The 25396-nt window shown below is 64.9% G+C and carries 26 protein-coding genes; 13 read left to right on the top strand and 13 right to left on the bottom strand.

All coding sequences use genetic code 11. The features are described from left to right. Window positions 1-12 precede the first annotated feature (12 nt). Window positions 13-891 (top strand): alpha/beta fold hydrolase, encoded by an 879-nt coding sequence (locus tag AC1ZV1_RS29790; RefSeq protein WP_484294891.1) that lies wholly within the window; start codon window positions 13-15, stop codon window positions 889-891. Then, window positions 888-1280, top strand: coding sequence for a DUF7079 family protein (locus AC1ZV1_RS29785; protein WP_484294890.1), 393 nt, complete (start codon window positions 888-890; stop codon window positions 1278-1280). Before AC1ZV1_RS29790 ends, AC1ZV1_RS29785 begins: the two co-directional genes overlap by 4 nt. Here the strand turns inward: AC1ZV1_RS29785 and AC1ZV1_RS29780 are convergent. Beyond that, entirely contained in the window at window positions 1277-1741 is a 465-nt protein-coding gene (locus tag AC1ZV1_RS29780) for a DUF3301 domain-containing protein (protein ID WP_484297672.1), read from the bottom strand. The genes AC1ZV1_RS29785 and AC1ZV1_RS29780 overlap by 4 nt on opposite strands. Window positions 1742-1888: 147 nt before the next feature. On the opposite strand from AC1ZV1_RS29780, the gene pdxY reads away from it, so the two are divergent. Continuing rightward, the gene (pdxY, locus tag AC1ZV1_RS29775; RefSeq protein ID WP_484294889.1) at window positions 1889-2758 is read left to right on the top strand and encodes a pyridoxal kinase PdxY; all 870 of its coding nucleotides are present in this window, start codon (window positions 1889-1891) and stop codon (window positions 2756-2758) included. A 39-nt stretch (window positions 2759-2797) separates the two neighbouring features. Here pdxY and AC1ZV1_RS29770 read toward each other — a convergent pair whose 3' ends face one another. The 6 genes from AC1ZV1_RS29770 to AC1ZV1_RS29745 form a co-directional block, all read right to left on the bottom strand. Continuing rightward, window positions 2798-3382 carry a YqaA family protein gene (locus tag AC1ZV1_RS29770; protein WP_484294888.1) on the bottom strand — a complete coding sequence of 195 codons (585 nt, stop codon included), beginning with the start codon at window positions 3380-3382 and terminating at the stop codon, window positions 2798-2800. 4 nt (window positions 3383-3386) lie between these two features. Next, on the bottom strand, window positions 3387-5090 hold the full coding sequence (gene ybaL / locus AC1ZV1_RS29765) for a YbaL family putative K(+) efflux transporter (RefSeq protein ID WP_484294887.1): 1704 nt from the start codon (window positions 5088-5090) through the stop codon (window positions 3387-3389). Window positions 5091-5299: 209 nt separating this feature from the next. After that, window positions 5300-5779 (bottom strand): acyl-CoA thioesterase, encoded by a 480-nt coding sequence (locus AC1ZV1_RS29760; protein ID WP_484294886.1) that lies wholly within the window; start codon window positions 5777-5779, stop codon window positions 5300-5302. A 204-nt stretch (window positions 5780-5983) separates the two neighbouring features. Continuing rightward, window positions 5984-6742, bottom strand: a complete 759-nt coding sequence (locus tag AC1ZV1_RS29755; protein WP_484294885.1) for an SDR family NAD(P)-dependent oxidoreductase — start codon at window positions 6740-6742, stop codon at window positions 5984-5986. Between the two features lie 241 nt (window positions 6743-6983). Continuing rightward, the gene (locus AC1ZV1_RS29750; protein WP_484294884.1) at window positions 6984-8351 is read right to left on the bottom strand and encodes a glutamine synthetase family protein; all 1368 of its coding nucleotides are present in this window, start codon (window positions 8349-8351) and stop codon (window positions 6984-6986) included. Window positions 8352-8483: 132 nt separating this feature from the next. Then, window positions 8484-9878 carry an aspartate aminotransferase family protein gene (locus AC1ZV1_RS29745; protein WP_484294883.1) on the bottom strand — a complete coding sequence of 465 codons (1395 nt, stop codon included), beginning with the start codon at window positions 9876-9878 and terminating at the stop codon, window positions 8484-8486. A 128-nt stretch (window positions 9879-10006) separates the two neighbouring features. Here AC1ZV1_RS29745 and AC1ZV1_RS29740 point away from each other — a divergent pair, with 128 nt between their 5' ends. Beyond that, window positions 10007-10795 carry an SDR family NAD(P)-dependent oxidoreductase gene (locus tag AC1ZV1_RS29740; RefSeq protein ID WP_484294882.1) on the top strand — a complete coding sequence of 263 codons (789 nt, stop codon included), beginning with the start codon at window positions 10007-10009 and terminating at the stop codon, window positions 10793-10795. A 74-nt stretch (window positions 10796-10869) separates the two neighbouring features. Further along, window positions 10870-11535 (top strand): GntR family transcriptional regulator, encoded by a 666-nt coding sequence (locus tag AC1ZV1_RS29735; protein WP_484294881.1) that lies wholly within the window; start codon window positions 10870-10872, stop codon window positions 11533-11535. Window positions 11536-11543: 8 nt separating this feature from the next. Here AC1ZV1_RS29735 and AC1ZV1_RS29730 read toward each other — a convergent pair whose 3' ends face one another. From AC1ZV1_RS29730 to AC1ZV1_RS29720, 3 genes are all read right to left on the bottom strand, one after another. After that, window positions 11544-11756 (bottom strand): YgdI/YgdR family lipoprotein, encoded by a 213-nt coding sequence (locus AC1ZV1_RS29730; RefSeq protein WP_017521498.1) that lies wholly within the window; start codon window positions 11754-11756, stop codon window positions 11544-11546. A gap of 103 nt (window positions 11757-11859) precedes the next feature. After that, window positions 11860-12261 carry an SMI1/KNR4 family protein gene (locus AC1ZV1_RS29725; RefSeq protein WP_484294880.1) on the bottom strand — a complete coding sequence of 134 codons (402 nt, stop codon included), beginning with the start codon at window positions 12259-12261 and terminating at the stop codon, window positions 11860-11862. Window positions 12262-12438: 177 nt separating this feature from the next. Further along, window positions 12439-13323 (bottom strand): Tim44 domain-containing protein, encoded by an 885-nt coding sequence (locus AC1ZV1_RS29720; protein WP_484294879.1) that lies wholly within the window; start codon window positions 13321-13323, stop codon window positions 12439-12441. Between the two features lie 259 nt (window positions 13324-13582). Between AC1ZV1_RS29720 and AC1ZV1_RS29715 the strand changes: the two genes are divergently transcribed. After that, on the top strand, window positions 13583-15343 hold the full coding sequence (locus AC1ZV1_RS29715) for a cation:proton antiporter (protein ID WP_484294878.1): 1761 nt from the start codon (window positions 13583-13585) through the stop codon (window positions 15341-15343). A gap of 12 nt (window positions 15344-15355) precedes the next feature. Here the strand turns inward: AC1ZV1_RS29715 and AC1ZV1_RS29710 are convergent, their stop codons facing one another. Beyond that, entirely contained in the window at window positions 15356-16126 is a 771-nt protein-coding gene (locus tag AC1ZV1_RS29710) for an ABC transporter ATP-binding protein (protein ID WP_484294877.1), read from the bottom strand. A gap of 8 nt (window positions 16127-16134) precedes the next feature. Next, the gene (locus AC1ZV1_RS29705) at window positions 16135-16890 is read right to left on the bottom strand and encodes an ABC transporter permease (protein ID WP_484294876.1); all 756 of its coding nucleotides are present in this window, start codon (window positions 16888-16890) and stop codon (window positions 16135-16137) included. A gap of 202 nt (window positions 16891-17092) precedes the next feature. Between AC1ZV1_RS29705 and AC1ZV1_RS29700 the strand changes: the two genes are divergently transcribed. The 6 genes from AC1ZV1_RS29700 to AC1ZV1_RS29675 are packed head-to-tail and all read left to right on the top strand — an operon-like array spanning window position 17093 to window position 22685. Continuing rightward, window positions 17093-17749, top strand: a complete 657-nt coding sequence (locus AC1ZV1_RS29700) for a sulfotransferase family protein (RefSeq protein WP_484294875.1) — start codon at window positions 17093-17095, stop codon at window positions 17747-17749. A 16-nt stretch (window positions 17750-17765) separates the two neighbouring features. Then, the gene (locus AC1ZV1_RS29695) at window positions 17766-18689 is read left to right on the top strand and encodes a glycosyltransferase family 2 protein (RefSeq protein WP_484294874.1); all 924 of its coding nucleotides are present in this window, start codon (window positions 17766-17768) and stop codon (window positions 18687-18689) included. After that, complete coding sequence (locus tag AC1ZV1_RS29690; protein WP_484294873.1) at window positions 18686-19681, top strand: glycosyltransferase; 996 nt, start codon at window positions 18686-18688, stop codon at window positions 19679-19681. The genes AC1ZV1_RS29695 and AC1ZV1_RS29690 overlap by 4 nt, the downstream gene beginning before the upstream one ends. Before the next feature lie 5 nt (window positions 19682-19686). Further along, window positions 19687-20772 (top strand): acyltransferase family protein, encoded by a 1086-nt coding sequence (locus tag AC1ZV1_RS29685; protein WP_484294872.1) that lies wholly within the window; start codon window positions 19687-19689, stop codon window positions 20770-20772. Further along, window positions 20769-21524, top strand: coding sequence for a class I SAM-dependent methyltransferase (locus AC1ZV1_RS29680; protein ID WP_484294871.1), 756 nt, complete (start codon window positions 20769-20771; stop codon window positions 21522-21524). The genes AC1ZV1_RS29685 and AC1ZV1_RS29680 overlap by 4 nt, the downstream gene beginning before the upstream one ends. Before the next feature lie 3 nt (window positions 21525-21527). Next, the gene (locus AC1ZV1_RS29675; RefSeq protein WP_484294870.1) at window positions 21528-22685 is read left to right on the top strand and encodes an acyltransferase family protein; all 1158 of its coding nucleotides are present in this window, start codon (window positions 21528-21530) and stop codon (window positions 22683-22685) included. Between the two features lie 6 nt (window positions 22686-22691). Here the strand turns inward: AC1ZV1_RS29675 and AC1ZV1_RS29670 are convergent, their stop codons facing one another. Further along, a complete protein-coding gene (locus AC1ZV1_RS29670; protein ID WP_484294869.1) occupies window positions 22692-23483 on the bottom strand; it encodes a 2OG-Fe(II) oxygenase in 792 nt (263 codons plus the stop codon). 18 nt (window positions 23484-23501) lie between these two features. On the opposite strand from AC1ZV1_RS29670, the gene AC1ZV1_RS29665 reads away from it, so the two are divergent. Then, entirely contained in the window at window positions 23502-25394 is a 1893-nt protein-coding gene (locus tag AC1ZV1_RS29665) for a sulfatase family protein (protein ID WP_484294868.1), read from the top strand. The last annotated feature ends 2 nt before the right edge of the window (window positions 25395-25396 follow it).

Raw genomic sequence — 25396 nt, 5'->3', positions numbered from 1 at the left:
TGGAGAGCTTCGATGCAGTTGTCGACCTGGACCCACGAAGGGTCCGCCGGTTTCACCCTGCGCGGCTGGCGCAGCGAGCCCAGCGGCAAGCCGCTGTTGCACTTCCTGCATGGCAACGGTTTCTGCGGTCGTGCCTATGAGCCGATGCTGAAGGTACTGGCGCAGGATTTCGACCTCTGGCTGTGCGACGTACAGGGCCACGGCGACAGCGACCACGGCGGGCGCTTCCACGGCTGGAACCGCAATGCCGAGATGGCGGTGGAGGCCTTCCAGGCCGGCAACAGGGTATTTGGCGATGTACCGCATTACGCGGCCGGGCACAGTTTCGGTGGCGTGCTCACCAGCCTGATCCTGGGCCGTCATCCCGAGCTGTTCCGTCGCGCGGTGCTGCTCGACCCGGTGCTGTTCACCCCGGCGATGATCGGCGTGATGGCGCTCTCGGAAGTGCTCGGCCTGCACAAGCGCCGCACCATGGTGCAGAAGGCGCGCTCGCGGCGCAGCCAGTGGCCGGACCGCGAGGCGGCCTACGCCGGCCTGCACGGCCGCGGCATCTTCAAGGGCTGGACCGATGCGGCATTGTGGGCCTACGTCGAGAACGCAATGAAGCGCACCGAGGCGGGCGTCGAGCTGAAATGCCGGCCCAGCCGCGAGGCGGAAATCTTCAGCTCTTTCCCCAAGCGCCTGTGGCCGTCGCTGAACAAGGTGGCGACGCCGACCCAGGTGCTGTTCGGCGAGCGCACCTACCCGTTCGTGCCCAAGTCCGTGGCGCGCTGGTGTGCGTCGAATACGGTGGTGAGTGGCCAGTGCGTCGATGGCGGTCACTGCTTCATGCAGGAATTCCCCGAAGACAGCGCCGAGCGCGTGTCGCGCTTCCTGCTGGGCCACGAATGAACGACCCGGCTCGCGAGTCCGTCTGGCTGGCGCTGTCCGAGCTGTGGCTGGATACCGAATCTACCGATGCGGATCTGAATTACATCGCGCGGACCCTGGCCGAAAGTGACTATTGCGTCGAGGAGCTGGAGGCGATTTACCGCCGCGAGGTCGTGCCGGCGGTTTACCCCAATGCCTTGTCGGTCGCGGGTGAATGGACAGGCTTCGATGCGGACGGGTTGTTCGGCAAGTGCCGGCAGAATCACCTTCGAGCCGGCCATCTGCTGTTTCGCTGGCGCTGCTGGCTGTTGAATCGAACGGCGGGTCGCCTGATGGATGAAAACTGGCGACAGGTACAGAGCCGGGTATCGGAGTTCAGGAATTTGATGAAGGAAAACTCGTCGCTCTAGTCGCCGACTTTCTTGCCCTGATGCGCGCGGCGCCATTCATCCAGGCGCACGACCTCGGCTTTGGCGCGGGGCGGAGTCGGGGTGTCGTCGAACACCGCGTCGACGATTTCCTCATCCACCGGCATAGCGGCAGGGTGGAAGGTGGCAACCGGCGACACCGGCGTGCGCGGCTCGGGCTCCATGCGGAAGGGCGCGAGCTCGACGCGGCCCAGGTGCTGGCCGAACATGGCGATGCTGCCGGCGTAGCGTTCCTGCCCGGTGGCGGTGAATTCGAAGGCGTATTCGCGGGCCAGGCGCAGGTTGCCGCGGCCGTCGCGCTGGAAGCGAAAACGCTGCAGGGCCATGGCGTCATCGAGCAACTCCACGCCCTCGCGCGCGCAGTGCTGCTTGGCGAGAACCAGCGCACGCTCGCGGATGCCATGGGCACGCCACCACCAGGCGGCGCCCGCGACCACCAGCATGAAGATGAAAAGATTACCCAGGTCCACGTGAGCTTCCTCGGAATCGGCGCACCAGCTTACTCACTCCGCCATCGGGCGGCGAGGGGCGGATGTTCACAGCGTGTGAATTGCGCCCCATACTGCCCCATTCTGTAGCAGGACACCGTTATGCCGCGCACTCCCCACGTTCTCGCCATCCAGTCCCACGTCGTCTTCGGCCACGCCGGCAACAGCGCTGCCGAGTTCCCCATGCGACGCGTCGGGGTGAACGTCTGGCCGCTGAACACCGTGCAGTTCTCCAACCATACCCAGTATGGCCACTGGACGGGCCAGGTGCTGCCGCCGGAGCAGATTCCCGCGCTGGTGGACGGCATCGCCGCGATTGGCGAGCTGGGCAATTGCGACGCGGTGCTCTCGGGCTACCTGGGCAGCGCGGCGCAAGGCCGCTCGATCCTCGATGTGGTGCGTCGCATCCGCGAGGTGAACCCGCGCGCCGTGTACCTCTGCGACCCGGTGATGGGCCATCCGGAGAAAGGCTGCATCGTCGCCCCGGAAGTCAGCGAGTTCCTGCTCCACGAGGCCGCCGCCCTGGCCGACTACCTGTGCCCGAACCAGCTGGAGCTGGACAGCTTCTGCGACCGCCAGCCGACCTCGCTGGAAGACTGCGCCGAGATGGCCCGCGGCCTACTGGTGCGTGGTCCGAAGGCGATCCTGGTGAAGCACCTGAACTACCCGGGCAAGCCGGCGGACGCCTTCGAAATGCTGCTGGTGACCCTGGACGAGACCTGGCACCTGCGCCGCCCGCTGCTGGCCTTTCCGCGCCAGCCGGTGGGCGTGGGCGACCTGACCTCCGGGCTGTTCCTCGCCCGCCTGCTGCTGGGCGATGACCTGCGCACTGCCTTCGAGTTCTGCGCCGCCGCCGTGCATGAAGTGCTGCTGGAAACCCAGGCCTGCGGCAGCTACGAGCTGGAGCTGGTGCGCGCCCAGGACCGCATCGCCCATCCGCGGGTCAAGTTCGAGGCGGTGAAGCTGGGCTGATACAGAGTTCGCAGGCCGTCGCTCTTATGAAGAACGGGTTCAGAGCATGTACTTGCCCAGCAGCAACCCGCCCACCACCATCGCGGTGAGCACGCCGAACGCCAGACCCAGGCGTTTCTCGATGGCTTCGCGCAGGGCCGGGCCCGCCCAGAACAGCAGGGCGCAGGTGGCGGCGAAGCGCAGCGTACGCGCCACCACGCTCAAGCCGATGAACAGCCAGAGGTCCAGCTGGGTCACCCCGCTGGTCAAGGTGATCAGCTTGTAGGGCAACGGGGTGAAGCCGCCGCCCAGCAGCACCATCAGCCAGCCGAGCTCGTTGTAGCGCTCGGCGACCTCGGCGAAGTTCTCCTGCAGGCCGTAGAAGCCTAAGATCGCCTGCCCTACCGTTTCGAACAGCAGCAGGCCGATGAAATAGCCGGCGATGCCGCCCAGCACCGAGCTGATGATGCAGATGGCCGCATAGCGCCAGGCCTTGGCCCGGTTGGCCAGGACCATCGGCACCAGCAGCGCGTCCGGCGGGATGGGGAAGAACGAGCTCTCGGCGAAGGTCACCCCGCCCAGCGCCAGCTCTGCCCGCGGATGCCCCGCCAGGCGCATGGTCCAGTCGTAGAGCCGGCGCAGCATGGCGTCAGGCCGACTGCGGCAGGTGGTCGTCGCTCGGTGCCGTGGCGGCGCCCTCGCGTTCAACCCGCTCGACCATGCCGCGAGCGATTTCCCGCTCACCCATGATCACCAGGTTGGCGCCGTTCTGCTCCAGGTAGTCCACCTCGGCGTCGAAGTGGGCGCGGGCGATGATGTCCAGGTTCGGGTTGATCGCCCGCGCGTGACTGGCGATGGTCCCGGCCTCGAAACCGTTGGGAATGGCGATCAGCAGCCAGCGCGCCGAGGTGATGTTGGCCTGGTTCAGTACCTCGGGATTGGCGGCGTTGCCGACCACCACGCAGAGGCCGTGCTCACGCAGCTCCGCGGCCTTCTCGCGCTTGTCCTCGATCACCACCACCGGGACCTTGTCCTTGCGCAATCGCTCACTGACCAGCGCGCCGACGCGGCCATGGCCGATGAGGATGGCGTGGTTCTCCTCCAGCACCGGCGGCGGCAGGTCCGGCGCCTCCACCTGGATCACGCCGGGGTCGTTCTCGGCCTTCTGCTCCTGGCGTGCCTGCAGGCGGTCGATGGCGATGAACAGCAGCGGGTTGACCAGGATCGACAGGATCGCGCCGGCCAGCACCAGGTCACGACCGGCTTCGGGCAGCAGGTTCAGGGTCACGCCCAGGCCGACCAGGATGAAGGAGAACTCGCCGATCTGCGCCAGGCTTGCGGCGATGGTCAGCGCGGTGCTGTTGGGGTGGCCGAACATGCGCACGATGACGTAGGCCGCGACCGACTTGCCGAAGACGATCACCAGGAAGGTCGCCAGCACCGGCAGCGGCTCGTGGATCAGGATGGCCGGGTTGAACAGCATGCCGACGGAGACGAAGAACAGCACGGCGAAGGCGTCGCGCAGCGGCAGCGAATTCTCGGCGGCCTCGTGGCTGAGCTCGGACTCGTTGAGAATCATGCCGGCGAAGAAGGCGCCCAGGGCGAAGGACACGCCGAAGATCACCGCAGAGCCATAGGCGATGCCCAGGGCGATGGCCAGCACGGCCAGGGTGAACAGTTCGCGCGAGCCGGTCTTGGCCACGCGCTCCAGCACCCAGGGCACGAAGCGGCGGCCGCCCAGGATCATGACCGCGACGAACGCGGCGACCTTGCCCAGGGTCAGCAGGATCGGCATCAGCAGGCCGCCGTCGCCACCGTCGGAGGTGCCGCCCAGCGAGCCGGCCAGGGCTGGCAGCAGGACCAGGGTGAGGACCATCGCCAGGTCTTCGACGATCAGCCAGCCGATGGCAATGCGGCCGCGCTTGGTGTCGATCAGCTGGCGCTGCTCCAGGGCACGCAGCAGCACGACGGTACTGGCGACCGACAGGGCGAGGCCGAAGACCAGGCCGCCGCCGAAGTTCCAGCCCATCAGCCAGGCCAGGCCCAGGCCGAGCAGGGTGGCGACCCCGATCTGCACCACCGCGCCGGGAATGGCGATGGCTTTCACCGAGAGGAGGTCTTTGAGCGAGAAGTGCAGGCCGACGCCGAACATCAGCAGGATCACACCCAGCTCGGCGATTTCTGTGGACAGCGCCTGGTCGGCGACGTAACCGGGCGTGAAGGGGCCGGCCAGCACGCCGGCGAGCAGGTAGCCCACCAGCGGCGAGATGCGAAGGCGGTTGGCGAGGGCGCCGAGGACGAAGGCCAGTACAAAGCCTACGGCCAGGGTAGTCAGTAGCGGGGTGTGATGCATGGTCTGGGCTCCGGGCACTCAGGGAGCGACCGGACTGCGCATCAGCACCGGGTCGCTCGACGGTGGGTCACGGGGGCAAACCCGCGTGTGAAAAGTTTAGGCGTAGTAATGAATTCCTACCTTGCTTTTACGCAAGGGTAACCTGTTGACGCGTTAGGAAATTTCCGCGGCACGCGGGATTTCTTTTCAGGAAATGTCGTGAACGTCGCTTATTCGTCGCGAAGCTCCTGATAGCGCTGTTCCAGCTCCTGACGAATCTGCCGGCGCTGCTGGGCCTGGGCGAAGCGTCGTTTCTCTTCCTTGGTTTGCGGCACCAGTTGCGGCACCTCAATCGTCTTGCGGTCGTCGTCCAGCGCCACCATGGTGAAGAAGCAGCTGTTGGTGTGGCGCACGGATTTCTCGCGGATGTTCTCGGTGATCACTTTCACGCCAATCTCCATGGAGGTGCGGCCGGTGTAGTTCACCGAGGCGAGGAAAGTGACCAACTCGCCAACGTGAATCGGCTGGCGGAAGATCACCTGGTCCACCGACAGCGTCACCACGTAGTAGCCGGCATAGCGGCTGGCGCAGGCGTAGGCGACCTCGTCGAGGTACTTGAGCAGGGTGCCACCGTGAACATTGCCGGAGAAGTTGGCCATGTCGGGGGTCATCAGGACGGTCATGCTGAGCTGGTGGTTGCCAGGTTCCATGGAATTCTCTTCGGAATTGTCTGGGGAAAAGGAAAGTGCCTCACTCTGGACAACCGGAGCGCGGCAGGCGACACAGTTTTTTCTATACCGCCGATTGGCGCCCGGCACCAGTAGACCCTTCGCCAGTGGCGCAGCCGTCGTTCGATCAGCGCCCCGCAACGAAAAACGGGCGACTTCTGGTCGCCCGTTCGTTTGGTGGTTGGCTCAGCGCCCGGCGGAGAGACCGAAGTCGATCGCCAGGTCGGCGCCGGTGATGGCTTCGGACTCCGGCTTGCAGAGGTACCAGACCAGTTCGGCAACTTCCTCGGGGCGGATGAAGCGCGCCACCTTGCCCTGTGGATAATCCTTCAGCAGGGCGCGCTTGTAACCGTCGGGATTGCCCTGGCCATAGCGCTCGGCCTGGTAGTCGAGCATCGGCGTGGCGATGTCGGCCGGGGAGATGGCGTTGACCCGCACGCCCGACTCGGCCAGCTCCAGCGCCAGGGTGCGGGTGAGCATGGTCAGCGCCGCCTTGCTCGCGCAGTAGGCCGCGGAACCGCGATAGGCCTGGCGGCCGGAGTCGCTGGAGATGTTGACGATGCAGCCGTGGTTTTCCTTGAGGTACGGCGTCGCCGCCTGGCACATGTAGAAGGCGGCCTTGAGGTTCACGCCCATGACCAGGTCGAAGTCATCCTCGTTGAAGTTCTCCACCGGGCCTTCGCGCCAGACGCCGGCGGCGTTCACCAGGGCGTCGAGGCGGCCGGTGCGGGCGAGGATGTCGGAGACCAGGTTGTGACAGTTGTCGGCGCGGCGCAGATCGCCGACGGCGGTGGCGTCCAGCGGTACCTGGGCGTTCAGCGCATGCAGGCCGGCTTTGTCCACATCGGTGGCGGCGATGCGCCAGTGGCTTTGGGCGAAACGTTTGGCGATGGCTTTTCCGAGGCCACCGGCAGCGCCGGTGATCAGTACGACAGGAGTGCTCATTGTCTACGGGATCTCCCTGCCTGAGAGAGGACGGCGGTCGGCAGGCAGTACCGGCGGCGCCGCTTTGACCACGGGGCACTCAGCCGCGCCCCGTGGAACTACTGACCAAGAAAAGACCAGAATCTTCACTCTGGCAGGGTAAATTTTTCGTAAGTCTTTCGCGTGTCAGATCCCCCGCGCCGGGGCGCGGGAGTTATCCACAGCGAGGTCGGTCGCCTGGGCAGTTATCCACGCAGCCGCATCAGGCGTGATGCAGGTACCAGCGCCAGTCCTGCTCGCCGACCTCGCCCATGAACTGGCGGTACTCTTCCCACTTGATCGCCAGGAACACCTTGAGGAACTCTTCGCCCAGCGCCTCCCGGGCCCAGGTGGAGCCTTCCAGTGCGCGCAGCGCGGTGAGCCAGTCGGTGGGGAGGAATTCGGTGGCCTGCTCGTAGCCGTTGCCGACGATGGGCGCACCCGGATCGATCTGCTCGCGGATGCCTTCGTGGATGGCCGCGAGGATCGCCGCCGCGGCGAGGTACGGGTTGGCGTCGGCGCCGCAGATGCGGTGCTCGATGTGCCGGCTCTTCGCCGGGCCGCCGGGCACGCGGAAGGACACGGTGCGGTTGTTCACGCCCCAGCTCTTGGCCAACGGCGCGTAGCTGTTGGCCTGGAAGCGGCGGAAGGAATTGGCGTTGGGGCAGAAGATCGCCAGCGAATCCAGCAGGCGCGCCATCATGCCGCCGATCGAGTGGCGTAGCAGCGGCGTGCCGTGGATGTCGTCGCTGGCATAGAGGTTGTTGCCCTGTTCATCGGCCAGGCTGACGTGCAGGTGCATGCCGGAGCCGGCACGGTCGCCGAACGGCTTGGCCATGAAGCAGGCCTGCAGCCCGTGCTTGTTCGCCACGCCCTTCACCAGGCGCTTGTAGCGCACACCCTCGTCGATGGCCTGCATGACGTCGAAGCGGTGCTCCAGGGTCAGCTCGACCTGGCCGGGCGCGTATTCGGAGATCGCCGTGCGCACGGGCAAGCCCTGGACTTCGCAGGCGGTATACAGATCGTCGAGGAACGGCTGCAGTTGCTCCAGCTCATACACGCCATAGACCTGCGGTGCTTCCGGGCGGATGCCGTTCATCTGAAGCGCCGGCTGCGGACGGCCACTGGCGTCGCGCTGTTTGTCCAGCAGGTAGAACTCCAGCTCGACCGCCATCACCGGGTGCAAGCCATCGGCCTTGAGCCGGTCGATCACGCGGGACAGTGCCTGGCGCGGGTCGGCCGGGCTGGCCGGCAGGCCCTGGGTCGGGTGCATGCTCACTTGCAACTGGCCGGTAGGGCTGGCGCGCCAGGGTTGCAGGGTCAGGCTGCCGGGCAGCGGGTAGGTCCAGCAGTCGGCGTCGGCGACCTCCCAGACCAGCCCGGTGCCTTCGACGTCCTCGCCCTGCACGGTCAGCGCGAGGATCGAGCTGGGCAGCGGGCGGCCGTTGTCGTAGATCGCCAGCAGCTCGTCGCGGTGCAGCAGCTTGCCGCGCGGGATGCCGTTGGCGTCGATGATGAACAGTTCGATGCTGCGCACGTCCGGGTGGGCGGCGAGGAAGGCTTCGGCTTCCTGACGATCGGCGAATTGCATGGTGGTCCTCGGTGGCGCGGCGCGCCGGGAATTTGTTCTTTGTATGTTGTAGGAGCGAGCTTGCTCGCGAACCCGCCCCACGGCGGATTTGCAACGAGCGTTCGCGAGCCAGCTCGCTCCTGCAGGTGTCGATCAGGCCTCGCGCGCGCCGGGAATCGCCAGCAGCTCGGTGATGCCGGCATCGAGGGTCTCGATCAGGCGATCCACGTCGGCGGCGGTGGTGTCCGGGCAGCACAGGGTCATGTTGTGGAACGGCGTGATGAGGATGCCGCGGTTGATCAGGTACAGGTGCAGGGCCATCTGCAGCTCGTCGTGGAAGGCCGCTTCGGCCTCGGCGCCGGTACGCGGGGAGACGGGGCAGAACTGGAACTCGCTGCGCGCGCCCAGCTCGGTCACCGACCACTTCAGGTCGTGCTTGGCGATCAGCGTGCGGAAGCCGTCGGCCAGGCGCTTGGCCAGCGGCAGCATGTGGTCGTAGGCCGCCTGAGTCATCACCTGTTCCAGGTTGGCGCGCATGCAGTGCATGGCCAGGGCGTTGGCCGAGAGGGTGGTGCCCATGCCGCTGTGGCCATGGCCATGGCTGTCTTCCTGGGCGCTCTGGCGCGAGGCGGCCATGCGTTCGGCCATCTCCGCGCTGCAGCCGAAGATGCCGCAGGGCACCCCGCCAGCGATCGGCTTGCCGACCACGAAGAAGTCCGGGTCGAGGTTCCACAGCCGGGTGCAGCCGCCGATGTGGGTGGAGATGGTGTGGGTTTCGTCGATGATCAGCAGCGAACCGTACTTGCGCGTCAGCTCGCGGCACTTCTGCATGAAGCCCGGATCGGGCAGGACCATGCCGATGTTGGTCATCGCCGGTTCGCACAGCAGGGCGCAGACGTCGCCCTGTGCCAGCGCGGCTTCCAGCGCCTCGACGTCGTTGAAGGGGATGGAGCGGCTGTGCTGGGTCAGGTCATAGGCCTGGCCGACCAGGCCGGAGCGGTGCACGGTCTCGCCGTCGCGGTAGCGCACCATCACGTCGTCGACGGTGCCGTGGTAGCAGCCGTCGAACACCAGCAGCGTCTTGCGCTTGGTCACCGCGCGGGCCCAGCGCAGCACGTAGCGGTTGGAGTCGGTAGCGGTGGCGGTGACCTGCCAGTAGGGCAGGCCGAAGCGCGCGGCGAGCAGCTCGCCACAGACCACGGCGTCTTCGCCGGGAAGCATGGTGGTCAGGCCGCGTGCGCCTTGCTCGGCGAGGGCACGGGCGATCGGCGCCGGCGAGTGACCGAACATGCTGCCGGTGTCGCCCAGGCAGAAGTCCACGTAGTCATGGCCGTCCACGTCATAGAAACGGGCGCCCTGGGCGCGCTCGACGAACAGCGGGCAGGGTGTGGACCAGTCGGCCATCCAGTGCATCGGCACGCCGGCATACAGGGACTGGTGCGCGCGCTCGGCGAGGGCGACGGACGTGGGATTCTGTTCCAGGAAGCGCTGGCGCTCGCGGGCGGTGAAGAGATCCACGGCCTGTTGGGCGATTCCGCTGGCGGTCATGTTGCACACCTCGTTTGTTATTTCGCACATATTCCATTTGTGATCACAAAAATGTCAATACAGCGGATCGACTGCCTGATAATCTGCTCTGTAACGAATTCTGTGATCACAGATCGAGAAGAATGCCCATGAACGATGTCACGAATGAGTCTGCCTGGGCTGGCCAGGTCGCCCTGGTCAGCGGCGCCGGCAGCGAGTCCGGCATCGGCTTCGCCAGTGCCCGCCGGTTGGCCCGCAACGGTGTGAAGCTGCTGCTCACTGCCAGCAGCGAGCGCATCCTGAAACGGGCCGAGGAGCTGTGTGCCGAAGGTTTCGAGGCCCGCGCGCTGACCGCCGACCTCACCCGTGAGGACGACGTCCGCGCCCTGGCCGAATGGGCGCAGGCGCAATGGAGAAGGGTCGACGTGCTGGTGAACAACGCCGGCATGGCCATGCAGGGCAGCCCCGAGCCTTTCGCCGAACTGGCTGCGATGGACCTGGCGATCTGGAACCTGTCGCTGGCGCGCAATCTCACCAGCGCTTTCCTGCTCACCCGCGCGCTGCTGCCGGGGATGCTGGAGCGTGGCTACGGGCGCATCGTCAATGTCAGCTCCACCACCGGCGTGCGCGCCAGCAACCCCGGTGAATCCGCCTACAGCGCGGCCAAGGCCGGGATGCTCGGCATGAGTATGGGGCTGGCGCTGGAAGTGGCGCGCCGCGGGGTGACGGTGAACAGCGTGGCGCCGGGCTGGATCGCCACCGGCTCCAGCAGCGAGGACGAACTCCAGGCCGGACGGCGCACGCCGCTCGGCCGATCCGGGCGACCGGCGGAGGTGGCGGCCGCCATTGCCTTCCTGGCCTCGCCCGACGCCAGCTACATCACCGGCGAAGTGCTCGTGGTGGATGGCGGCAACTGTCTGATCGAGAACAAGGGATAAGCACGATGAAACACGACTGCAGCCTGACCTTCGCCCAACTGCCGGCGCCGCCGGCCGGCCGGGAGTAAATCACGATGGCCGACAACCTTCAGGAACAGCTGTACCAGAACCTGCGCCAGGCTCTGCTGAGCGGGCGCTTCCAGCCAGGCGAGCGGCTGAAGATCCGCGACTTGGCTGACGAATGGGGCACCAGCCCGATGCCCGTCCGCGCCGCCCTGCAACGGCTGGTGGCCGAAGGCGCCCTGGAAGGCGAGCCGCAGCGCTCGCTACGGGTGCCGGTGATGACCCGCGAGCGTTACCTGCAGATCCTGCAGGTGCGGCAATCCCTGGAGGGACTCGCGGTGGAAGACGCGGCCAGGCACCTGAAGTCCGCCGATATGGCGCTGCTGCGCGATTGCACCGAACGCATGGAGGCCGCGCTGAACGCCCGTGACGTCCATGGCTACCTGGAAGCCAATAGCCTGTTCCACCTGACGCTCTACCGCGGCTGCGGCAACCCCACGCTGCTGCGCATGATCGAGGCGCTGTGGCTGCAGGTCGGGCCGTTCTTCAATCGGCTGTTCACCGAGGCCGACCTGTCGCTGCGCCTGAATGACTTCCACGAAGACACCCTCCAGGCGCTGGAGCGTGGCGATGGCGCAGGCGCGCGCAAGGCCATCGAGCAGGACCTGGGCTACTGCGGACAGTACCTGCTCAACCTGCTGGAGCTGGAGAGTGGGGGAAGGCTCGGGGCGCGTTAGCGCGCCCTTCAAGGGGTCTTGATGAAGCGGACGTTGTCCTTCTTGATCAGGATCGTCTCGCCGTTGAGCTGCTCGAACTCGTAGTAGTCATTGTATTTGTCGTAGTCGGAGTGATCCTTCACCAGGATTTCGCTGCCATCCTGCAGCGTCACCACGGCCTTGTCGGCGCATCCGGCGAGGCCGAGCAGCAACAGGCAGGTGAACAAGGCTTTCAACTTCATAGTTTCTCCACGGGGCATCGTACCGACCCGGGCAGCAAGGGCTGGAGGTACGCTGGGTTGCCTGTGTGACCATGGAAGTTTCAGGAAATTCCGGACCCCACCTTCAAGTATCGAGCCATACGTCGCGCGCCCAGGTCCAGACGGAGTCCCAGGTTTCCTCAGTAAGCTCGCCGTCGGCCCACAGCACCACTTCGCCATCCTCGGCGACCGCGTAGTAGTCGTCGCCGTCGGAACAGAGCGGAATCAGCTCGCGCGGCAGCCCGTTGGCCCAGGCCACGGCGGCCACTTCCGGCAGGTAGGTATGGGACTGCGGATCGGCCACGGTGACCGGCTCCAATCGGCCGTAGATCACATCGCTGACCTGCAGGAGGAATTCGCGGAATTCCGACGGAATGCCGATCAGCAGCTCTTCCTCGATCTCCACCAGCAGTTCCTCGTCCGGCAACTCCAGCGGGACCGGTACCGGTTCGTTCACTTCACGCAGTTTCTCGATCACATCTTCCACAGGCGAGGCCTCTCTACATTCGCAAAATGGCGCGTTTTATACAGTAGTAGCCGCCCCTCCGTGCAAGACCAATGCACGCGCAATGTCCGGACGAGCGGCGGCGTGTCGGTACATCCGGGCGAGGTGCGCGGAAACGAAAAAGCCCGGCAATCGCCGGGCTTTTCGTCATACGCAAGATCAGTTCTGGCGGATGCCAGCGACCAGCCACGGCTGGTTCTCGCCCTGTGCACGTTCCATGCGCCAGCTTTCGCTGAACGGCTCGCCCTGGTCGAAGCGCGAGGACTTCGACACGCCGCTGAAGGTCAGGGTGGCGATGGTCTTCTCGGCCTGGTCGTCCACGCCCTCGAGCTGCACGTCGAGGTTGTCGATGTAGGTGGACTGGTAGCCGTCGCCCAGGTCAGCGCGTTCCTGCTTGAGGAACTGCAGCATCTGCGGGGTGACGAACTCGGCGATCTTGTCCATTTCGTTGGCGTCCCAGTGCTGCTGCAGGGACATGAAGTGCTCCCGGGCGGCGGCGACGAAACGGGTCTCGTCGAACCAGCTCGGTGCGTTGATGACCGGGCGGCTGTCCATCACCGGGCGCGAGGCACCCCCGAAGATCGACGGCGGGGCGGCCGGCATTTCACGTTGCATCGGCGCATGTCCACCGGCCATGGCGGGCTGATTGCCGTGCTGCTGGCGGCGACGGGAGGCGATGAATCGGAAGGCGATGAAGGCGATCAGCGCGATGATCAGGATGTCGAGGAACTGCATGCCCTGGAAGCCGTCGCCCATGAACATCGAGGCGAGCAGACCACCGGCGGCGAGACCGGCCAGCGGGCCAAGCCAGCGCGATGCGCCGCTCTTGGCAGCGGCACCGGCAGCGCCGGCGGCAGCACCGGTCGCGGCCGGGCCGGCGGCGGTCGGGGAGTTCGGGGCAGCGTTGGGTTGTGCCTGGCGGGTCTGGTGGCTCGGCGCCGAGCCCATGCTCTTGCCACCACCGAAACGCTTGGCGGCGTTGACGTCGAGGCTGAGCGTCACGGCGACACAGAAGGCCATGGCAAGGCTGAGAAAGCGCTTCATGGTTGTCATTCTCTTGGTTGGTATACGACGCACGTCATGTTGCCGGTGGGTGCCTGTGAGGGCCAGCCGGATTTTGTTTCGTGCTGTTGCCCTGTCGGGGCCTGCTCCCTGATATGGGGGCGTATGAATCCCTTTCCAAATCAGTCTGTTACTGATTCTTTCAGAACCGCCTGTCGGCGGACTCGGATGATAGGCTTCGCTGAGCGAGGCCGTCAGCCGCGCGATCCCCCTGACCACCCCGCCGCGAGGACCGCCGACCATGCATGCCATCGATTTCATCCAGGACCTCGCGGTGATCATGCTGATCGCCGGTTTCGTCACCATCCTCTGCCATCGCTTCAAACAGCCGGTGGTGCTGGGCTACATCATCGCCGGCGTGATCATCGGTCCGCATACCCCGCCCTTCGCCCTGGTGCACGACGAGGAGACGATCAAGACCCTGGCCGAGCTGGGGGTGATCTTCCTGATGTTCTGCCTGGGTCTGGAGTTTTCCCTGCGCAAGCTGTTCCAGGTCGGCGCCACGGCGTTCATCGCCGCGTTCCTGGAAATCACCCTGATGATCTGGGCCGGCTTCGAGATCGGCCGCCTGTTCGACTGGAGCACCATGGACTCGCTGTTCCTCGGCGCGATCCTGGCGATGTCCTCCACCACCATCATCATCAAGGTCCTGGGCGACCTGAAGATGAAGAACGAGCGCTTCGCCCAGCTGATCTTCGGCGTGTTGATCATCGAGGACATCCTCGGCATCGGCATCATCGCGCTGTTCTCCGGGATCGCCGTGAGCGGCACGGTGGAGGCCGATCAGGTGTTCTCCACGGTCGGCAAGCTCAGCCTGTTCATGGTCGTCGCGCTGGTCGTCGGCATCCTGCTGGTGCCGCGCCTGCTGGCCTACGTGGCGAAGTTCGAGAGCAACGAGATGCTGCTGGTGACGGTGCTGGGCCTGTGCTTCGGCTTCTGCCTGCTGGTGGTGAAGCTGGAATACAGCATGATCCTGGGCGCCTTCCTGATCGGCGCGATCATGGCCGAGTCGCGCCAGCTGATCCAGATCGAACGCCTGATGGAGCCGGTACGCGACATGTTCAGCGCGATCTTCTTCGTCGCCATCGGCCTGACCATCGACCCCAAGGTGCTGGTGGACTACGCCGCGCCGATCCTGGTGATCACCCTGGTGGTGGTGGCCGGCAAACTGGTGTCGTGCGGCGCCGGCGCCTTCATCGCCGGCAATGACGGGCGCACCTCGATGCGCGTGGGCATGGGGCTTTCGCAGATCGGCGAGTTCTCCTTCATCATCGCCGCGCTGGGCATGAGCCTGGGCGTGACCAGCGACTTCCTCTATCCGGTCGTGGTCGGCGTGTCGGCCATCACCACGCTGCTGACGCCTTACCTGATCCGCTCGGCCGACCCGCTGGCGCTGTACCTGGGCCGTAGCCTGCCCTCACCCATGGTGCGGGTGTTCAGCCTGTACGGTGAGTGGCTGCGCAGCATCAAGCCGCGCGGCGACAAGGCGATCCTCGCCGGGATGATCCGCCGCATCCTGCTGCAGGTCGGGGTGAATCTGACCCTGGTGATTGCGATCTTCTTCGGCCTGGCATTCTTCGCCGACCGCCTGTCGCAATGGCTAGCCGGCTTCGTCGAACACGAGGCGCTGCACAAGGCGTTGATCTGGGGCGCCGCGCTGCTGCTGTCGCTGCCGTTCCTGATCGCCGCTTACCGCAAGCTCAAGGCGCTGGCGATGTTGCTGGCGGAGATGGGCGTGAAGACGGAGAGCGCCGGGCGCCATACGGCTCGCGTGCGCCGGGTGATTTCCGAGCTGATCCCGCTGCTCTCGCTGGGCGGCATGATGCTGCTGCTGGCGGCGCTCAGTTCGAGCATCCTCCCGCCGGGCGAGCTGCTGGTGGTGGTGGCGCTGATCGCCGCGCTGGTGATCGCGGTGTTCTGGCGCTGGTTCATCCGTGTGCATTCGCGGATGCAGGTGGCGCTGATCGAGACCTTCGAGCAGAACGGCGGCGGGCATCACTGAGCCCGCCGGCTTTCACCGGGCGGGCTCCAGGGCCTGCTTTCTGGCCGACTGCTCTCGTTCGAGCTTCTGCATGTCGCGAACGGCGATCCGGACGGCCTCGTGGTATTGGCCCACGACTTCACTGGCCCCGCCGCACAGGACCGATCTTCCCCGTTCGATCCAGAGCGCCCGGTGACAGAGTTCCCTGATCGCCTCCATGCTGTGCGACACTAGGATCACTGTCTTGCCTTCCTTGATCTTGGCTTTCATGGCGGCGTGGGACTTCTCGCGGAAGGTCTGGTCGCCGACCCCCAGGACTTCATCGATCAGCAGGATATCCGGGTTGGCGTGGATCGCCACGGCGAAGCCCAGGCGGGCGCGCATGCCGGTCGAGTAGGTGCCCACCGGCCGCTCGAAGAAGTCGCCCAGCTCGCTGAACTCGCGGATGTCGTCCATCTGTCGGCGGATGTCGGCGAGCTTCATGCCCAGCAGCAGGCCGCTGATGATCACGTTGTCGCGCCCGGACAGTTCCGGCTTGAAGCCGACGTTCAGCGCCAGCAGGCTGGCCGTGAGGGGCTTGCTGCGCTGCAGCGTGCCGCGGTCGGGCTCGACGATGCCAGCGATCATGCGCAGCAGCGTGCTCTTGCCCGCGCCGTTGTTGCCAATCACCCCGAGCGTCTCTCCCTCGTAGAGCTGGAAGCTGACATCTTGCAAAGCCCAGAAGGACTCGTAGCGCAGCATGCCGACGCGCTGCCGGTAGGAGAGGCCGACGTGCTCGGCCTGGAGAATCAGGTCACCGGACATGCATCACCTCAGAACAGCAGCTTGGGGTACTTGCGCTCGTTGCGGTGCATGACCCACAGCGCCACGAGCAGGAACGGAACGGCGACCGCGAGCACATAGAACTGTTCGCCCCAGGCCGGCCACTGGTTATGCAGCAGCACGTCGCGGAACGCGGTGATCATCACCGCCATCGGATTGAGATTCAGCAGGGGCGCCATGGACGCGGGAATCTCGTGGATGCTGAAGAACACCCCCGACATGAACATCATCAGCATCAGGAAGTTGTCCACCACCTGGCGCAAGTCCGGCACGAACGGCAGCACAGAGGCCAGGAGGAAGCCGAATCCGATGATGAACAGCAGCTGGTTGAGGATCAGCATCGGCAACGCCAGCCACTCGAGGGAGGGGCGGTAGCCGGCGATCAGCAATGAAAGGATCAGCAGGCCGAGGATGATCAGGAACTTGAAGGTGTTGCTCAGGACCGGGATCAGCGCGAACACGTACTTGGGTACATGGATCTGCTGGATCAGGCCCGCGTTCGCCTGGATGGCGTTGCTGGCCTGACGCACCGAGCCGTCGAACCATTTCCAGGCGACCATGCCGCTGAGCAGCAGGGGGACATAGCCCGGGCGGCTGTGGCCCAGAGCCAGGCCGAAGACGATGTAGAAGGCGCCCATGTACATCACGGGCTCGAGGATCCACCAGAGGAATCCCAGGAAGCGCCGCGCCACTTCGGTGCGCAGGTCGCTGTAGACGCCGAACAGAATGATGTCCCTGTGCTTCATGTCTTTCTTGTTGGATTGAAAAGGGTGGGGTATTTAAACACAATGCGTCGCAGCAAACCTGCGTGCCGATTGCGGCGCAATCTGTGCGGATCATCGCCCAAACATAAGAAAAAGAGCTGGTATGCGCCTATTCGAAGTCTTGTTCGGTTCCTCTCGCAAAGCCACCCAGCCCCCTGAAGACCTTGTTCTCATGGTGGTCGGCATGCATCGCAGCGGTACCAGTTTCCTCACCGGCTCTCTGCAGGAAGCCGGCCTGGAGCTGGGCAAGCACAGCACCTGGAACCCCCACAATCTCAAGGGCAACCGCGAGAATGGCGATATCGTCGCCTTCCACGATGCGCTGCTCGCCGCCCGTGGCCATGCCTGGGACAACCCGCCCAGCGTCGCGCCGACCTGGACGCAGGCCGAGTACGATGCCGCCCGCGAGCTGATCAACGGCTATGACGGCGTGAAGCGCTGGGGATTCAAGGACCCGCGTGCGCTGCTGGCCGTCGAAGGTTGGCAGGAACTGATTCCCAACCTGCGCTTCGTCGGGATCTTCCGCCATCCTTCCGCGGTTGCCGATTCCCTCCAGGCCCGTGGCGGCATGCCTCGCGAGCAGGCTCTTGGCTTGTGGAAGGCCTACAACAGCCGTCTGCTCGAACTGCACGGCCGGGTGAAATTCCCGGTGCTGTGCTTCGACCAGGACGAGGACAGCCTGCACCGCCAGCTCGACGACGTGCTGCGTCGGTTCGGCCTGCAGCCGCCGGCGACCGAGCGCTTCTTCAGTTCCGAACTCAAACATCACCGGCACGGCGACGAGCAGCTCGCGCCCGAGCTGGATGCCCTGTACCAGGCTCTCAAAGCCATCGCTGACTGATCCCGGGGGTTGTGTCATGCCCATCTTTCGTCGCGCGCCTCGCCTGAGCGTCGTCGTCATCGTCTACAAGATGCCGGAGCAGGCCGACAAGACGTTGCAATCGCTCAGCCCTGGCTACCAGCACGGAGTGAACGAGCGCGACTATGAAGTCATAGTCGTTGAGAACCATTCCGAACGGCTGCTGGGCCGCGAGCGCGCCACCCGGCATGCCGGCAACGTGCGCTATTTCCACCGCAACGAAACCGAACGCACGCCCGTGCACGCCATCAATTTCGGCGCAGCCCAGGCTCGTGGCAGCCATGTCGCGATCATGATCGACGGCGCGCGCATGCTCTCTCCGGGCGTGCTTCGCCATGCACTGGACGCTTTTCGTCTCGATGCCGAGGCGGCGGTCTCGGTGCCCGGTTACCACATCGGCCACAAGCTGCAGCAGGTGGCGGTGAACGAGGGCTACAACGAAGACGCCGAGCAGGTGCTGCTGCAGAGCATCGAATGGCCGAGCAATGGTTATCGTCTGTTCGATATCGCGGTGCTCAGCGGGTCCTGCCAGGGCGGTTTCTTCCAGGCCAACTACGAAAGCAACTTCATTGGCATGTCGATGCGCAAATGGAAGGCGCTGGGCGGGGTTAATCCGCGCTACAACGACTTCGGCGGCGGCAACGCCAACCTGGACCTTTACAAGCGCCTGCTGGAATACCCCGACACGCCGTTCTACCTGCTCTACAGCGAAGGTTCTTTCCACCAGTTCCACGGCGGTGTCACCACCGGCACGCTGCGCGAGGAGCGCGAGCGGGTGTACAAGCTGCTGGATGAGCAGGACAAGCAGATCCGCGGCGACAACCGCACGCCGCCCAGCGTACGGCCGATCCTGCTGGGCTCGGCGCACCCGCACATCTTCCGTTTCCTCAACCATTCGCTGAACCGGGTGCAGGCCGTATGACTGCGTTCCACGAGAAGCGCCCGCTGCTGTCGATCATCGTCATCGCCTATGACATGCCGCGCCAGGCGCTCAATACCTTGCTCAGCCTGGCACCGGACTACCAGCTGGGGGTCGATGCCGACGACTACGAAGTGATTCTGGTGGAGAACCGCTCACAGCGGAACATGGATGCCGCGGCCATCGCGCGGCTGCCTGGCAACTTCCAGTACCACGTGCGCGACGAGCCGGGTGTTTCGCCCGCACCTGCGATCAATTTCGGCATCGCGCAGGCCCGGGGGCGCTTCATCGGACTGATGATCGATGGCGCGCGGATGGTAACGCCCGGCGTGCTCCAATATGCACTGATGGCGTTGCGCATGAACGAGGATGCCCTGGTTGTCGTGCCCGGCTACCACCTCGGCGAGGACGAACAGCAATTCCACCTCAGTCGTGGATACAGCGAGGAAGCCGAGCAGGCGCTGCTGGAGCAGATCGACTGGCGCAACCAGGGGTATCGGCTGTTCGAGATTTCCTGCTGGAGCGGTGCGAACCCCAACGGCTTCTTCCAGCCGTTCATGGAATGCAACTGCCTGTTCGTTTCCGCCCGCAGGCTGGCCGAGGTCGGCAACGCTGACGAGCGATTCGACATGCCCGGCGGTGGGGCCCTCAATCTGTTCATCTATCGTGCTCTGGCCGTTCATCCGCAAACCCAACTGTTCATGCTGGCGGGCGAAGGATCGTTCCATCAACTGCACGGTGGCGTGACCACCTCGGAAGTGGCCGGACGCGAGAGGATCTTGGAGCTGCAAAAGGAGCAGCTGTGCGAGCTGCTTGGTGAGCCGTTCCGCTCGCCGACGGTGGAGCCGATCCTGCTGGGCAAGGTGAAGGCGCCGGCACAGCGTTATCTGCAACGCTCGGCGGAGCGGGCACAAGACCGTTTCGGACGCTTTGCGGCACGCGGAGAGCATCCCTTCCAAGATGATCTGCAGAAGAACACCGGGGCCAGGCGCTGACTGCCATGACCCAAGCCAGGATCGCGGTACTCGACGACCTGCGTGGCGTCGCCATACTGCTGGTGGTGCTCTACCACGGGGCGACCGCGGCCTTCGGCTTTGTCCCGCCCGCGGGCGGCAACTACTGGCTGGCCTACGTCTACGCCGGCAACAGCGGTGTCAGCCTGTTCTTCCTGCTCAGTGGGATCCTCGTGTCGCGGCCATTTTCCCTGGCGTTGCGCGAACGCCGGGCAATCGACCTGAAGCGCTACGCCGTGCAGCGGGCCCTGAGGATCCTGCCGCCGTATTACCTGTCCGTGCTGGTGGCCGTGCTTGTCACCGGGCGCTACGAGCAGATGCCCGCTGCGATGGTGTTCCTCGCCTGGGGCTATGACGTTGGCGTCTTCAGCAATGTCTGGTGGAGCCTCGCCACGGAGGTTCAGTTCTACCTTTTCCTGCCGTTGTTCTTTCTGGTACTGGGACTTGATCGCCGACTGGCAGCGGGCATCCTGCTGGTCTGGCTCCTGCTGTTCATCGCGGTCAGCTTGCACTGGGTTTCCTTCGGACTGCTCGGCAACATCTACTGGGCCCTGTCTCTGGGCGGGAAGCTGCCCGTGTTCCTGCTGGGCATGGGGATCGGCTGGCTCCTGGCGGAACAGCGACTACCAACGCTGGGCAGCCTGTCAGGATCAATCGCCTTGCTCTTGTTGGTCGTCATGCTGGCGGTCTTCCTGCAGATCACCGTGGAGCACGGTGTGGTCGAGTTCTCCTGGCGGCAGCCCTGGATCGTGCTGCCGGAGGGCCTGCTGTGGGCCGCCGTGGCCTGGGTAATGCTAGCGACGCCCGGCCTTGGCGGCGGCCTGCCTGGCCGGCCCTTGCGCTATCTCGGCAGGGTTTCGTACTCCCTTTACCTGATTCACCAGCCGGTGCTGGTGGCTTGCCTGTCATACGGCAACCCTGCCGGCACGCAGATCTGGCCAAGGCTACTGCTGGGCCTGGCGCTGGCGCTGGCGCTGGCCCACCTGAGTTATGGCCTGATCGAAAAACCCTTCCTCTCACTGAAGAATCGGTACTCTTCTAAAACCAAAGATTCGGAGGCTTTGCCGGTATGACTTCTGTTTATATGCCGCCATCGGTGCGCCACTTCGAGCCGCTGCACATGGTCTTCAGCACCTGGGTCGACCATCTGCCGTTCGGCTACGACCTGGTGGCTGCGCTGCGACCCAAGCTGCTCGTGGAGCTGGGCACGCACAAGGGCCTGTCCTACTTCACCTTCTGTCAGGCGATGAAGGAAAACGAGATCGATGGCGTCTGCTATGCCGTCGACACCTTCGAGGGTGATGCCCACACCGACAAGTACGACGAGTCGGTGTTCAACGCGGTGAACAACCACAACCGCCAGAACTACCACGGCTTCTCCTACCTGATGCGGATGTTCTTCGAGGATGCCCTCAAGCACTTCGACGACGACAGCCTCGACCTGCTGCACATCGACGGTTTCCACACCTACGAGGCGGTCAGTGCCGATTTTGCCAACTGGTATCCCAAGGTGAAGCCGGGTGGCATCATCCTGTTCCACGACGTCATGGCGCGCGTGCAGGACTTCGGCGCCTGGAAGTTCTGGGACGAGACACGCGGCCAGCATGAGACCTTCACCTTCAACCACGGCTTCGGCCTGGGCGTGCTGCGCAAGCCCGGCGGCGATCGCAGCAATGACCACCCGCTGATCAAGCTGCTGTTCGAGGACGCCAAGGCCGATGATGGTGCCGGTCTGCGCGCCTTCTACGTGCATGCCAGCAAGCACCTGGAGAACACCCGCAAGCTCAAGCGCCTGACCCAGGGCCAGCAGCAACCGGCGAACTGAGGCATGAGCGAGCGCTCCGACTCTCCCGCCGGGCTGCGCCAGCCGGGCAGTTACCTGCCCGAGCTGGAGTCGCTGCGTGGCTGGGCAATCCTGCTGGTGGTGGGTTTCCACTACTTCGGCATCCTTGGCCTGGCGGCGCGCCCGGACAACCCTGCCTGGATCACCCTACTGGGTGGCGGCAATAGCGGCGTCACGCTGTTCTTCGTGCTCAGCGGGTTTCTGTTGGCGCGGCCGTTTCTGCAAGGGTTGCGCAGCGGTCAGCAGGTGAGCATCCGGCGCTTCTATTCGGCCCGCTTCTTCCGCATCGTGCCGCTGTATTACGCGGCGGTGCTGCTGGCCTGGTTCATGACGCAGAAGGCGGTCGCGCTCAAGGCCCTCTTGTTCATTCCCATCGGTTTCCAGGCCTTCCCCTTCAGCGTGCCCTGGTGGTCGCTGTGTACCGAGATTCAGTTCTACCTGCTGCTGCCCTGGGTCATGTGGCTATTGCGCTTTCGCGCCGGGCGCTGGCTGGTTGGAGGCGCCCTGCTGGCCTGGGCAACGGCGCACGTCTATCTATTCCACTCGCCGGGTTGGCTGTCGCCGACCAATCCCTGGGAGAACTCGTTGTTCGGTCGAGCGGGCGCTTTCCTGGTGGGGGCGCTCTGTGCCGGATTCAGCCTGAGCGCGGGATACGCCTGGTTGGCCCGTCGCTCCGTCGTGGCCTTCGGCCTGTTGGTGGCGTGTCTGCTGGGGCTGGTGCGCCTGTGGTGGTGGTTCTCCCTGATCGGGGAACGCAATGCCCTGCAGGCCCTGCCGATGTACCACAACATCGAGGCGATGCTCTGGGGAGGGACGATGATCGCCTTGCTGGTGCTGGGCTGGCGTATCAAGGCGATGCTGGTCAACCCGCTGGTCGATCACTTCGGCCGGATCTCCTACTCGCTCTACCTGATTCACGTCCCGGTACAGTTCTACTGCATCTATCCGTTGAAGGCGTCCGGCATGACGCTGGATACCAACCTCGAGGCCTACCTGCTGCGCATCGCCTTCAGTCTGGCGCTTTCCTGGACGCTGGCGTGGTTGAGCTATCGCCTGGTGGAGATACCCTTCCTGCGCCTGAAATCGCACCTGGCGACCTACTCCGGGCGCGCGCCCTGGGCGCGCCGTGCCGCCGACGCCTGAGCAGGATCAGGCCGGGACGTCGCGCCAGTGGGTGGCAAAGCCGGGTTGCGCCTCGCCTTCGGGACGGCCGTTGGTGTAGTAGTAAAGCGCCAGGGAGCGGCGGTAGACGCCGTCCGGGCAGGTGAGGGGATGCGGGTGTCCGTGGAACGAGCTGGCGGTGGTGCTGAACACCACGCAGCGGTTGGCGATCGGCAGCACACGACGGGGCGGCCCGGCCATTTCCGTGTCCCAGAGTTCGAGGTGGCCACCATAGCTGTCGGGCCACTCCTCGTTGAGGTAGATCAGCACATTGATGCGGCGATCCAGGCCGAAATCGCGGTGGGTGGCGAAGTCGGTGTGCACCTTGAGGAAACCGCCGCGGGCGATCTGGTGAATCCCGGCGCCTCGCAGGTTCGGGTCAGGGATCAGGTTGGCGATGCCGCTGAGCTGGGAAAGGTAGTCGAGAAAACCGTGGGAATTGAGCTCCCAGAACAGCTGGCGATAGGTCGGCGGCATGCGCAGGGGATCGCGGATATTGCGCTTGTCCTTCTGCACGTACTCGCCGCTGGCCTTGTCGGTGTGCGTCGCATTGTTCCACAGCGGGTCGGCCTGGTCGTGCGGGTACTCTTCGAGCAGCCTGGCGAAGGTGGCGGGCGGAAGAAAGTTGTCGATGACGATATGCGGGAAGGGCGCATTGCCGGCATAGTGCGGTGCCTGGTCGGCCACCCTGGCCATCAGGGCGGGATAGTCCAGCAGCAGTCCATGGGACGGCGCGCCGAGATCACCATTGCTCTTTGGGGCGAAAAGATTCTTAAGCATTTTTCGGGAATTCACTGAATGTTGTTCTTTTCCACGCGAGCGGCATCTGCGCTCACGACCCGACTAGCCATTGCCTGGCTGATTCTGCTTGCCATGGTCCCTGTGAGCAATGCTCAGGATCAAGCGACGAAGCCCAATATCCTGTTCATCCTCGCCGATGACCTGGGAAACAACGACGTTGCCTCCTGGGGCGACGGACAGGCGCCGACACCCACACTGGACCAGCTCAGTCGCCAGTCCCTGCGCTTCCGCCAGCACTATACCGACAGCACATGCTCGGTCAGCCGCGCAGCGCTGATGACCGGACGCGACCCGGTCGGTATCGGCTTCGAGCCCGATGGCCTGGGGCTCTCGCCGGATCTGGAAACCCTGCCGAAGTCCCTGCGGGAGCTGGGTTACAGCACGCACCACCTGGGCAAGTGGCATGTCGGTGAAGGGCTGGAGTATCTGCAGATCCGACCAAACCATCAGGGCTTTGACGACTGGTTCGGCATGCTCAACCATTTTGTCCTGCAGGGTCCGGATGCTCAGGGGCAACTGATCCGTCGCAAGCCAACCTTCAATGATCCCTGGCTCGAGCGCGACGACGGTCCACCGGTCCAGTACAAGGGACATCTGGATGACCTGCTGACCGACCGGGCCATTTCGCTGATCGAACGCGGTCGGGTAGCGGAAAAGCCCTGGTTCATCAATCTCTGGCTGCTATCGCCGCATCATCCCTACGAGCCTTCGCAAGTCTTTCGCCAGCAGTTCCCGGACACCGAGCAAGGGCGCTACCTTGCGGTACTCAAGCAACTTGACCACAACGTCGCCCGCTTGCTGGATGCGCTCAAGGCCAGTGGCCAGCTGGACAACACGCTGATCGTCTTCACCAGCGACAACGGCAGCCCGAACATTGCGCGCGACAGCAACTACCCGCTGACCGGCACCAAGGCCACCTATTTCGAGGGAGGCGTGCGGGCTCCCCTGATGATGATCTGGCCGGGGCACGCCAATGACCGGGACGTGATCGGCATTTCGCGGATCACCGATCTGTATCCGACGCTGATCGGGATGGTCGGCGGCAAGGCGCCTGCGGGACTGAGCGGGCGCGATCTTTCCCCGCAGCTGGCATCCGGCACGCCCTTGCCCCGGGTCGACGAGCTTTACTGGGCAGCGGATGTGATGCGCTGGGGCATGACTTACGGCGGGCATATCCCGGGGCGCGGGTTGTTCTACCGCAACCTGTTCTCGCAGATGGAGAGCCGTCCGGTATCCGGCCCTGTGGAGGGGGCGAAGACGGTCCTGTCGACGCTCAAGCCCTTCAGCCAGGACGAGGCATCCGACTTGATTCGCCGTTGGGAGCAGCACGCGCGCCCGGTTCCCCTGCAGTGGCACCCTGCCGCGGGCGCGGCGCCGGCTTATCTGAGCGGGCGCGACTACCAGCGATCGCCGGTCTTCGGTGGCTACAGTCTTGGCCTGGGGGCTATCCGCAGTGTTGGCATGGGGCGCCAGGTGCTGGTGGAGCAGCCTGACCTCTGGAGCCTGGCCCTGGAGCGTGGCCGCCTGGTAGTGACTCGTGGCGGCAGTCGCTTCGAGGGTGGCCCGGTGAACTGGCGGGAAGGCTGTAACGCCGTGGTGACCACCTTCAACATCAAGCCGGTCTCGACCTTCCCCTTCCCGGGCAACGAGGAAGGCAAGCTGGTGGTCTATGTCAACGGCAAGGCGGTTCTGACCGCGGACCAGCCGATGCCACGGGTGGCAACGGTCCAGGCGATGGCGCAGCCTACCTACGTCGGCGCATCGAGTACTGGAATGGATCGCTATGCCGGGCGCATCGGCCGGCCGCTGCTGGTCGGCAAGTTCCTGATGCCGCAGCAGGATGGCTATGCCCTTGGCGACATGGACCGGACCATCTGTCCAGGGCGCTGATC

This window comes from Pseudomonas sp. BB438, assembly GCF_057180225.1.
Note: the sequence above shows the minus strand (reverse complement) of the source record. Positions and strands in the feature narration are given on the sequence as shown.

Excerpts from the sequence above, each read along its gene's own strand:
- AC1ZV1_RS29680 (WP_484294871.1), top strand. The coding sequence starts at position 20,769 with ATGACTTCTGTTTATATGCCGCCATCGGTGCGCCACTTCGAGCCGCTG.
- AC1ZV1_RS29740 (WP_484294882.1), top strand. The coding sequence starts at position 10,007 with ATGAACGATGTCACGAATGAGTCTGCCTGGGCTGGCCAGGTCGCCCTG.
- AC1ZV1_RS29675 (WP_484294870.1), top strand. The coding sequence starts at position 21,528 with ATGAGCGAGCGCTCCGACTCTCCCGCCGGGCTGCGCCAGCCGGGCAGT.
- AC1ZV1_RS29670 (WP_484294869.1), bottom strand. The coding sequence starts at position 23,483 with ATGCTTAAGAATCTTTTCGCCCCAAAGAGCAATGGTGATCTCGGCGCG.
- AC1ZV1_RS29755 (WP_484294885.1), bottom strand. The coding sequence starts at position 6,742 with ATGAGCACTCCTGTCGTACTGATCACCGGCGCTGCCGGTGGCCTCGGA.
- AC1ZV1_RS29695 (WP_484294874.1), top strand. The coding sequence starts at position 17,766 with ATGCCCATCTTTCGTCGCGCGCCTCGCCTGAGCGTCGTCGTCATCGTC.
- AC1ZV1_RS29700 (WP_484294875.1), top strand. The coding sequence starts at position 17,093 with ATGCATCGCAGCGGTACCAGTTTCCTCACCGGCTCTCTGCAGGAAGCC.
- AC1ZV1_RS29750 (WP_484294884.1), bottom strand. The coding sequence starts at position 8,351 with ATGCAATTCGCCGATCGTCAGGAAGCCGAAGCCTTCCTCGCCGCCCAC.
- ybaL (WP_484294887.1), bottom strand. The coding sequence starts at position 5,090 with ATGCATCACACCCCGCTACTGACTACCCTGGCCGTAGGCTTTGTACTG.
- AC1ZV1_RS29715 (WP_484294878.1), top strand. The coding sequence starts at position 13,583 with ATGCATGCCATCGATTTCATCCAGGACCTCGCGGTGATCATGCTGATC.
- pdxY (WP_484294889.1), top strand. The coding sequence starts at position 1,889 with ATGCCGCGCACTCCCCACGTTCTCGCCATCCAGTCCCACGTCGTCTTC.
- AC1ZV1_RS29785 (WP_484294890.1), top strand. The coding sequence starts at position 888 with ATGAACGACCCGGCTCGCGAGTCCGTCTGGCTGGCGCTGTCCGAGCTG.
- AC1ZV1_RS29735 (WP_484294881.1), top strand. The coding sequence starts at position 10,870 with ATGGCCGACAACCTTCAGGAACAGCTGTACCAGAACCTGCGCCAGGCT.
- AC1ZV1_RS29685 (WP_484294872.1), top strand. The coding sequence starts at position 19,687 with ATGACCCAAGCCAGGATCGCGGTACTCGACGACCTGCGTGGCGTCGCC.
- AC1ZV1_RS29710 (WP_484294877.1), bottom strand. The coding sequence starts at position 16,126 with ATGTCCGGTGACCTGATTCTCCAGGCCGAGCACGTCGGCCTCTCCTAC.
- AC1ZV1_RS29745 (WP_484294883.1), bottom strand. The coding sequence starts at position 9,878 with ATGACCGCCAGCGGAATCGCCCAACAGGCCGTGGATCTCTTCACCGCC.
- AC1ZV1_RS29690 (WP_484294873.1), top strand. The coding sequence starts at position 18,686 with ATGACTGCGTTCCACGAGAAGCGCCCGCTGCTGTCGATCATCGTCATC.
- AC1ZV1_RS29730 (WP_017521498.1), bottom strand. The coding sequence starts at position 11,756 with ATGAAGTTGAAAGCCTTGTTCACCTGCCTGTTGCTGCTCGGCCTCGCC.
- AC1ZV1_RS29720 (WP_484294879.1), bottom strand. The coding sequence starts at position 13,323 with ATGAAGCGCTTTCTCAGCCTTGCCATGGCCTTCTGTGTCGCCGTGACG.
- AC1ZV1_RS29790 (WP_484294891.1), top strand. The coding sequence starts at position 13 with ATGCAGTTGTCGACCTGGACCCACGAAGGGTCCGCCGGTTTCACCCTG.
- AC1ZV1_RS29705 (WP_484294876.1), bottom strand. The coding sequence starts at position 16,890 with ATGAAGCACAGGGACATCATTCTGTTCGGCGTCTACAGCGACCTGCGC.
- AC1ZV1_RS29665 (WP_484294868.1), top strand. The coding sequence starts at position 23,502 with ATGTTGTTCTTTTCCACGCGAGCGGCATCTGCGCTCACGACCCGACTA.
- AC1ZV1_RS29770 (WP_484294888.1), bottom strand. The coding sequence starts at position 3,382 with ATGCTGCGCCGGCTCTACGACTGGACCATGCGCCTGGCGGGGCATCCG.
- AC1ZV1_RS29780 (WP_484297672.1), bottom strand. The coding sequence starts at position 1,741 with ATGCTGGTGGTCGCGGGCGCCGCCTGGTGGTGGCGTGCCCATGGCATC.
- AC1ZV1_RS29760 (WP_484294886.1), bottom strand. The coding sequence starts at position 5,779 with ATGGAACCTGGCAACCACCAGCTCAGCATGACCGTCCTGATGACCCCC.